Source organism: Kiritimatiellia bacterium (genome assembly GCA_018001225.1).
GTDB lineage: Bacteria > Verrucomicrobiota > Kiritimatiellia > CAIQIC01 > JAGNIJ01 > JAGNIJ01.
Genome location: JAGNIJ010000070.1, coordinates 1 through 7,955, shown reverse-complemented (window position 1 = coordinate 7,955; position 7,955 = coordinate 1). Strand labels below are relative to the sequence as shown.

Annotated in this window: 9 protein-coding genes; 4 read left to right on the top strand and 5 right to left on the bottom strand. The window is 58.3% G+C overall.

All coding sequences use genetic code 11. The features are described from left to right. Positions 1-34: 34 nt before the first annotated feature. Together KA248_15615 and KA248_15610 are read right to left on the bottom strand one after the other, a co-directional pair. Complete coding sequence (locus KA248_15615) at positions 35-784, bottom strand: hypothetical protein (protein MBP7831336.1); 750 nt, start codon at positions 782-784, stop codon at positions 35-37. A 1-nt stretch (position 785) separates the two neighbouring features. Continuing rightward, complete coding sequence (locus tag KA248_15610; GenBank protein MBP7831335.1) at positions 786-1,565, bottom strand: hypothetical protein; 780 nt, start codon at positions 1,563-1,565, stop codon at positions 786-788. Between the two features lie 235 nt (positions 1,566-1,800). On the opposite strand from KA248_15610, the gene KA248_15605 reads away from it, so the two are divergent. From KA248_15605 to KA248_15590, 4 genes are all read left to right on the top strand, one after another. Continuing rightward, positions 1,801-2,436, top strand: coding sequence for a hypothetical protein (locus KA248_15605; GenBank protein MBP7831334.1), 636 nt, complete (start codon positions 1,801-1,803; stop codon positions 2,434-2,436). Between the two features lie 33 nt (positions 2,437-2,469). Continuing rightward, positions 2,470-3,411 carry a zinc ribbon domain-containing protein gene (locus KA248_15600; protein ID MBP7831333.1) on the top strand — a complete coding sequence of 314 codons (942 nt, stop codon included), beginning with the start codon at positions 2,470-2,472 and terminating at the stop codon, positions 3,409-3,411. 71 nt (positions 3,412-3,482) lie between these two features. Further along, a complete protein-coding gene (locus tag KA248_15595; GenBank protein MBP7831332.1) occupies positions 3,483-3,683 on the top strand; it encodes a hypothetical protein in 201 nt (66 codons plus the stop codon). Between the two features lie 136 nt (positions 3,684-3,819). Next, complete coding sequence (locus KA248_15590) at positions 3,820-4,944, top strand: hypothetical protein (protein ID MBP7831331.1); 1,125 nt, start codon at positions 3,820-3,822, stop codon at positions 4,942-4,944. A gap of 23 nt (positions 4,945-4,967) precedes the next feature. On the opposite strand, the gene KA248_15585 is transcribed toward KA248_15590, so the two are convergent. The 3 genes from KA248_15585 to KA248_15575 all read right to left on the bottom strand — a co-directional run. Next, on the bottom strand, positions 4,968-6,665 hold the full coding sequence (locus KA248_15585) for an ATP-binding protein (GenBank protein MBP7831330.1): 1,698 nt from the start codon (positions 6,663-6,665) through the stop codon (positions 4,968-4,970). After that, positions 6,662-7,156, bottom strand: a complete 495-nt coding sequence (locus tag KA248_15580; protein ID MBP7831329.1) for a helix-turn-helix transcriptional regulator — start codon at positions 7,154-7,156, stop codon at positions 6,662-6,664. Before KA248_15580 ends, KA248_15585 begins: the two co-directional genes overlap by 4 nt. A 37-nt stretch (positions 7,157-7,193) precedes the next feature. Next, on the bottom strand, positions 7,194-7,955 hold a 762-nt coding region (locus KA248_15575; protein ID MBP7831328.1), incomplete at its 5' end, for a DUF3387 domain-containing protein.

Below are 7,955 nucleotides of genomic sequence, written 5' to 3'. Positions count from 1 at the left end.
ATCGCCCAGACGATACTCTTTCTGGTCCTTCCGATCAACACCCAGACGCAGCGGGTGGCTGCCTGACCTGCCAGATCAGGGTGAAGCCGTAGCGGTACCCCGCGTAACCCACGCACGTGAAGCGGCGTCCGGTCCTGTCCGTGAACGGCCTGGCCGCCTGAACCAATTCCGCGGGGGACAAATCCCGCCCCGCCGCATTCAGCCGCCACAGCTCCGTGTATTCCCGGCTCCGCAGGTGATTGCTGCCATCCGTCGCGAACAGCCCTCCGTCGACGAGCTTGTCGCACACCTCCTGAATGTGATCCCACTTCAGCCATAGATTGCCGCTTCCGCCCTCGCCCTGGCTGTCGCCGCGATAAAAGAAGACCCCGAGCGTGGTGATCTCTTTCCGGAACGCGGAAAAGCCGTACCCCCGGCGCCGGTGGACGGCGATGACCCGTCCGCTGCGCCGGTGCCGGTAGCGCTCTGTCAGGACGCACGGTTCGAGATCGGGGTATCGTTTGCCCGTGATCGGATCGACCTTGTATTGAACCTCCGCCCCGGCGGGACCGCGCAGGTGCTTTTCCAGAAACTCGTAACCGGGCCAGCGATGGAGCAGCGGCCGCGCGGTATCCGCGGGCCTTGAAAGGGGAAAATACGCCCGGTCGACGAACCAGAACGCCGTGACGGCGGGGGCGAACAGCCGGATGGGCGCCTGCCAGTCGTCGCCGCTGCACGGGTAGAAGAGCGCCGTGCTCTCGACGGCGGCCAGCGCGTCCGCCGGGAGGATGATGGTTTCCTTCATCTCACGCCCCTCCCGCGGCGAGGGACAACACGTCGGACGCCGCGCGCCGGAACCGCGGCAGGCCGGACGGCGCCAGCCACTCCCGCGCCACCGCCAGCGTGTGCCGCCACGCGGCCAGGTCCAGGTACTCCGCGGGCGTGTGCTCGTTGTGGTACCCGACGCTCAGGTTGGCGCCGGGGATGTCCCGGCACAGCACGCGGATGTCGGTGACCGAGCCCCGGTCCGGCTCGGTGTAGCCCGTCATGGCCGCCACGTACGCCCGGAAGGCGTCGGTGCCCACGTCGTAGCACTTGAAGTCGGCGGCGTTCCGGCGGTCGAACGCGACGGCGAAGCCGTGGGCGTCGTTGATCTCCGCGGCCAGGTCCGGGTTGTGGTCCATGAGCCAGTGGCTGGCCTTCTGGCCGTACTCCTCGCAGCTGGTGACGAGGAGCGAGTGGCCGAGGTCCCGCAGCGCCCACAGGATGGCGCAGCCGGCGCGGTCGTCCGCGCCGCAGCCCATCGCCGGGTCGGCGGAGCGGACGATTCCATCCGCCACTTGGAGCGGCGGCGGGAACGCCGGCAGGTGGTCGAAGCGGGTGTCGGCGTGGGCCACGAGGAGCACCCGGTCGGGCCGGGTGCCGGGGATGTAGACGAAGCGCTCGTCGCCGGTCCCCCGGTCGACGGCGCGCGCGGACGATGCGGCGAAGCGGTCGAGGACGCCGTCCTTGGTCAGTCCGAACCAGGACAGCAGCTCCCCCCACTCGCCCCCGCCCGCGATTGGAAGATAGTTTAGGTTATTCATATGGGGTGAATTGTACCACTTGGCGTAGAAAAACGCAAGGCCTTCGCTGCAGGAAACACTAAAAGTCTTGTAAATTATTGTAAATAATGGAATAAAAAATACTAAAAAAATCATTTGACACGCTCAGTGTCTTGTGTAATAATACAAGCAAATTCTGAACGAAGGAGGGATTATGCCTGACCTTTGCATTGTTCTTCCGTGCACTGAAAAGAAGACGGGGTGGGGGAAACTGGAGATGGAACCGGTTCTTTTGACAAAACCTGGCTGGCTTCCCGGCGCCGCCTGGCTGGAGAAGGGCCGGGAAGTCATTCAACCGGCCTGCGCGGTGCAGCACGGGGTTGATCCCGTTCCTGCTATGCGGCTGTACACGGGGCTCATCTTTCAGGGGGGATTGACCTATGATCTCATCCGAGAAATGACCGAGGGCCGCATCGACGTGCTCATCCTCAGCGGCTGCTACGGCGTGGTCCACGGCTCCGAGCCCATCCGTCCGTACGAGAGCGACCTCGATAGCCACACATTACGGCATTGGATCGATCATCATATAGGTGAGGTGATCGCCGACTTCTTCCAGGCGCGCGGCACCCGCCAGGCCGTGGGATTCTTCACCACCTCCTCAAACTACTCCGGCTTACTGGCCAAGGCGGCGGATGTTCTTTCGGAGCGCGGCTCATCCGGCATCCAGGTGGGGTATTACACCGTGCCGTATGGCGGTCGCGCGTTCAAGACACCGCCCGCCCTGCGGGCGGCGCTCTTCCCCCTGCTCGAAAGCGTGGAATCAGCCGAGCAGCTCGTCAAGGATAACCAGGTGGTCCACTACAGTGATATGAAAGTGGTCTACCAGCGGTTGTATCCCGAAGCGTCCGAATGAGCATTCAATTCAATCATCTCAGGAGGAGTTCAAATGAGCGATGCCGATGACCGGGACGATGAACTGAAAGAGTCCCAAGAGAACACCCTGGAGATTTCGTCTTCCGGAGACGAGCAGGCTTGGGGCGTCGAAACCGGAGGACGACCGAGCCGTCCCCCCCATCAACGACTGCGAGGTGTGTATGCCCCGTTGGCGGAGCACCCGGGGCGCTGGCTCACGAAGGCGGACGGCGACTCCGTCTGCGGCCGCGACACCGCCGGGCTCTTCCGGAAGACCAACCGGCCCAACCAGGACCGCCTGGCCATCATGTTCGCCGCCGCCGGGCTCCGTCTCGAATTCGAGCGCCAGGCACCCGGCGAGTACGTGCGCCTGCGCGTGCTTCCCTCCAGTGCCGCGCCATCACCGGCGGCGGCCGGCACGCCCCCGCGCTCCCTTCAACCGGTGCGGGAAGTCCGTTCGTCGAGCACCGCCGACGGGATCCGCGAATACCTCGACGGGCTCTTCCGGCAGGCCCGGGGGGCGGGGCGTCGCGAGCTGACCGTCCGGGCCGGGGATGTGCACGCGTCCCTGCAGCTCGTGAACAACATGCCCAACGTCAACCAGGTCATGATCGGCCGGCGCCTCCAGCAGCTCGGCGGCGTCCGCGTCCTGAGCGTCCGGGGCAACGTCCCGAGCTCCAACGTGTGGGTCACCTACGAGCTCCAGCCGGAAGAGGCGCCGACTGTAACCGGCCGGCACCCGACGCCGAGGCTCTGGGCGGAACCCAAAGAGCCCATGCCGGCAAACGATCCGTCGTCGTTCGGCCCGGACGCCAGCACGGAACAACCGGCGGCGGGCGAATGTCCGCGCTGCGGCGAAGCGGCGCGGAGCCCCGAGTTCCGGCGCTGCCCGTACTGCGGCCGCGAGCTGGATCGGCGGTGCCCGGAGTGCGGCCGGCGCCTGGACCCGGCGTGGAAGCTGTGTCCGTATCACTGATTAACCGGCGCTGCCGCTTGCCGGTCAGGAGTGGTCAACATTCTTCGAAACAGAAATGACGGGAGGCGGTCATGGACGAAGATGAAGAGAAGGACGAATGGGACAAGGATGAAGACGAGCAGTTGGTGGACATGATGAAGGATCCGGACGAGGATTTGGAGGGACCCGCATACGGCCTGGAGGCGGACGACTGGGAACCCGAACACTATGAAGGCTACGGCTTCCTCGACTACGAAGGCCGCCGCTCGCATTGGGAAAAATCAGATGAGTAGTATTCGAGCTTACTGTTAGGAAGATGAGATATGTGGACCAATTTGTCTTAAACACGACTTATTCCGATCGAACTCAAGCCGTGTAAACACGAGAGTGTCCAATGATGGTAAAATACCCTTAGTGTCGCTCTGAAACATGATCGAAGAGGTGCCATCTGGTCTGATGGAAGATTCAAGATCAACTCGTACAAAGCTATTACAAAAACTTCTGGCCCTAGTCCCAATCGAACGAATTCGCCCGACAAACCTGCCCGATCCTCATGCCGAAATCAGAAATATTCGTTATTCACCCATCGTTTTAGTATTGGCCGACGATCAGTTCTGCTATATCGTCGATGGCAATCACCGTTTCTACCAGAAACTTCAACTCAGGGAGTTTTCAAACTCCATCGCGGCATGGATACTCGAAGCCGGCGATGAGGATAAATTATATGGCAGCCCATTGCCGCAGCCCCTTCAGGATTGGCGGGATGGATTGATTAGCTATCAACAACTGTGCCACAGTGCTCAGCTGGCGTGGCAATCGACCATGAGCCAGCTCAATGTAGAAATCCCATCCAGACACAACCAGAAATATGACGGCATCGTTCAATCAGGGAGTTCGCACGAAGCGACTGGAAAACGTGATTCCAGAGCGCTGGATCGCGCACAGACGGTTCTACTCATTCTCTCTGGAAAAACAACGCTGCACACCGCAGCTCGGCAGCTGAATGTTTCCGTCAAGGATATCGGATTGTGGCAGAAGATTTTCATCGATGGCGGGATCAGAGCGCTCAAGGAGCAGTTGGATAAAACGGATACGAAAGATCAGAAATTGCCTGCCGACATTATTGTTGTTAAAGACACCTCGCGAACTGATCGGATGATCACCCTTATTCCCCCAACGCCTTCGACAAACCTTTCTACTCAAACCACAACCACCCGAAAAACGCAAGTGAGGCAAACCCGAGGGAGTGGCACAGGCGCAACGTCTATTCGAAACAGAGATCCGGTTCGGCACCTAACCGAATACAGAGGGAAATATCGCCATTTAGCAGATTATCTGAAAGTGGATGGACGACCTGAGATCATCCTGACGTTCGATCAGATCGAGGCCATCCTCGGATTCAATTTGCCTGAGACTGCACGAACCAACCATACCTGGTGGGCCAACAGTCTGACTCGGACCAATTGCTTTGGATGGCTAGGTGCAGGCTATAAAGTCGCCTACGTTAAGACAGGTTATAACGGGCGTGTTAATTTCAAAGTTGAATCCGAATGATTGAAGATATAAATAGTATAAACTTACAATCTAGCCTCAAGCACTGAAATCACTTCGATCAAACGTTCCAAGACAACTTCCTCGCCGGCATGGGCGTAATTGTGCAGGACCAAGTGCTTCGCAATCAGGAAGGCGATATAGCGCATGAGAGCGCTTCGGCTGCGTTGTTGGGCTCGCCGATAATTCGGATGGCCGGAATTGCACTTCAACGTCTCGGTCGCCGCTTCCCACATTGATCGCCAGTTTTCATTCGGCATATCGACAAAGCGAATTTGGGGAATATTCAATCCGCCCGATTTTTTCGTCTTTGAGAGAATCAGAATCAACGCCTCTTGGCTGGCCTCAACATTATCCCGCTTCGCTTGAACGCGGAGTTTCACCTCGCCTTCTTCTGCTGGCGCTTCAAATGTCGCCCGATCATGATCCGTTTTCAGAGATCCCCGACTCGGATGAATGGACCAGGAAAATTGAACACCCACAGGGATCAATCCATCATCTTTCGACCATGCTTTCGCAATGAACTCCTTGGATTCGTTCGGCCCAATCTGGGCTATCTTCGGGACGATGGTCACATGATCCAACGGGCCTCCCGACAAACGAATCATCTTGCGCGGATGGTCGGGGGTTTCGCCTGTTCCGGGGATTCGGCCGCCTTTTTTCCCACCGAACCATGTATATTCAGCCGCCAGATCGCGCATGGCCTGGTTAAACGTCTCCTGCAATTTCTTTAAGAGATCCCGGCCGAGTTTCTCTTGTCTCTGTTCCTTCACCTTTTCCAGTTCAGATTCGATCAACGACTCGACGGATCTGGCGGCCGCAATCAACTCTGACAGTCCGGAGTCAGGAACAATCGTCCGTCGAGATGCCGGGGAAATATTGATAAACCTGCTGTCTATCATTCCTTCTAGCATCTCATTGTCCCATGGCGAGTGATTGAGCTCGGGAATCGAGGTGATATCATCCAACACCCGAGTGCCGCGGCGGCACACACAGACGCGGCCATGCTCGCCTTCCTGAGCCACAAACAAACGAAAATCGATATTCCCGCTTGCTGTCTTGATTTTGTCGATCGTGCGAATTTTCTCTCCGCGGTAATCCAACGGCTTGACCGTGACGGTCCGCCCGCCCGGGAGTCGATCTACTATTTTGAGTATGACCTGCGAATTTCTGATCCTTTCACGCAGCTCCTGGCCCAGGTAACTGTTCAATTTCTCAGCGGTCAAACGGGCTTGAATATCCTTTTGCACCGGCCAGATTCGGACCTGGGTACCACTCGTCGGTAGTTCTGCCCTTGAAAATCCATCCTCATAGTCAATGGATCCAGCGACCAAACGAAAGAACCGCGTACGTGAATTACCGGCGCGCGAGAGCATCTCCAAGTTTTCTCCGATCGCGGCAAATCCCAACAGGCCGATTCCGAATTCTCCCTGGATATTTTCCCGCGTCAACTGATCCAAGTACTTTTTGTAAGAATCACATAGGCTATTGGCCAGACGGTCAAAATCCGGATTGCCATCCGCCCCCGCTTTGACACCGGTTCCGTCATCCTCAATCGTGATCTCTACGTTGCCTTGGTGTCGATACCGGGTGATCGTGATGTTCTTAGCTGACGCATCGATGCTGTTCTCGATAAGCTCCGCCAGCGCTTTCTGAGGATCCGTCTGGCTCCGTTGGAGTAGCAAAATGGCATTTTTTGAATCGCCGATTTGCAGAGTTTTCATTTCGAATCCTCCGCCTCATCTTCCGAAAAAACCAACCAAGCCGCTAGCTGATCTTCATCATAAAGAGCGGTCATCAATCCGGCGAGGTAGCCGATCTCACGGCCAGGGATGGTTTCGCGCAGGATTTTTCTATCGGACGGATCTGCATCTCGGAAATACAAAAGGATCTTCCGAAGCCCCTTGAGATCGGCGTTGAGCTGAGTGGCTTGTTTTACAGCGGCCTTGGTAGGCTTGGATTTTCGCTGAATATGATCGTCATGTGCAGATTGATCAACCAGAGCATTCCTTAAACAAATCCATCTCTCTTCCGATGGCCGCACCCTTCCAAAGAAGTAATGATTTAATGTCTGCCGTGGGATACCAAGTTCTCTCGCCAACTCGGCGATTGAGGCAAAGCGCTTCGATGCCGCAAGGGCGCGATGGAGAATTCCGGCGATTTCTTCAATGCTCAATTTCTTGCAAGTAACAGGGAAAGTTGGTTTTGTTTTCACTAGGCACTCAAGATTGGTAAAAGTTGATGTTTACATTTTACGCCGTGGTCCAGAGTTCGGACAAGACCTCGGCTTGTTCCAGCACTGTCTGGGTGGCTTTTTCCTGCTTGTCGGGGGGATAGCCGTGCTTGCGGAGGATGCGCTTGACGATCACCCGCAGATGCGCCCGGACGTTCTCCCGGACGGTCCAGTCGATGGTGATGTTTTTCCGCACCGAGGCCACCAGCTCCCGCGCGATCGCCTGCAGCGTCGGCTCGCCCAGCACCTTCACCGCGCTGTCGTTGGTCTCGAGCGCGTCGTAAAACGCAAGCTCGTCCTCGCTCAAACCCAGTGACTCGCCCCGCGTGCCGGCGGCGCGCATCTCTTTCGCAAGCTCAATGAGCTCCTCAATCACCTGCGCCGTCTCGACGGCTCGCGCCTGGTAGCGGCGGAGCGCCCTTTCCAGCAGATCCGCAAAGGACCGCGCCTGCACCACGTTGCGGCGGGCGCGGCTTTTTATCTCGCCGCGCAGGAGCTTCTGGAGCAGCTCCACGGCCAGGTTGCGATGAGGCAGACCGCGGACTTCCGCGAGAAATTCGTCCGACAGGATCGAGATGTCGGGCTTCTTCAGTCCCGCCGCGGCGAAGATGTCCACCACCCCGTCGGTGACCACTGCCCGCGAGATGATCTGGCGGATGGCCAAGTCCAATTCCTCGTCGGTCTTGCGTTCGCCATCCTCCCGCTTGGCCAGCGCCGCCCGCACCGTCTGGAAGAAGCCCACGTCGTCGCGGATGCGGAGCGCCTCCGGGTGGGGCACCGC

Bases quoted from the DNA above. Each gene is read 5' to 3' on its own strand.
- KA248_15615 (MBP7831336.1), bottom strand. From the start codon at position 784: ATGAAGGAAACCATCATCCTCCCGGCGGACGCGCTGGCCGCCGTCGAG.
- KA248_15610 (MBP7831335.1), bottom strand. From the start codon at position 1,565: ATGAATAACCTAAACTATCTTCCAATCGCGGGCGGGGGCGAGTGGGGG.
- KA248_15605 (MBP7831334.1), top strand. From the start codon at position 1,801: ATGGAACCGGTTCTTTTGACAAAACCTGGCTGGCTTCCCGGCGCCGCC.
- KA248_15600 (MBP7831333.1), top strand. From the start codon at position 2,470: ATGAGCGATGCCGATGACCGGGACGATGAACTGAAAGAGTCCCAAGAG.
- KA248_15595 (MBP7831332.1), top strand. From the start codon at position 3,483: ATGGACGAAGATGAAGAGAAGGACGAATGGGACAAGGATGAAGACGAG.
- KA248_15590 (MBP7831331.1), top strand. From the start codon at position 3,820: ATGATCGAAGAGGTGCCATCTGGTCTGATGGAAGATTCAAGATCAACT.
- KA248_15585 (MBP7831330.1), bottom strand. From the start codon at position 6,665: ATGAAAACTCTGCAAATCGGCGATTCAAAAAATGCCATTTTGCTACTC.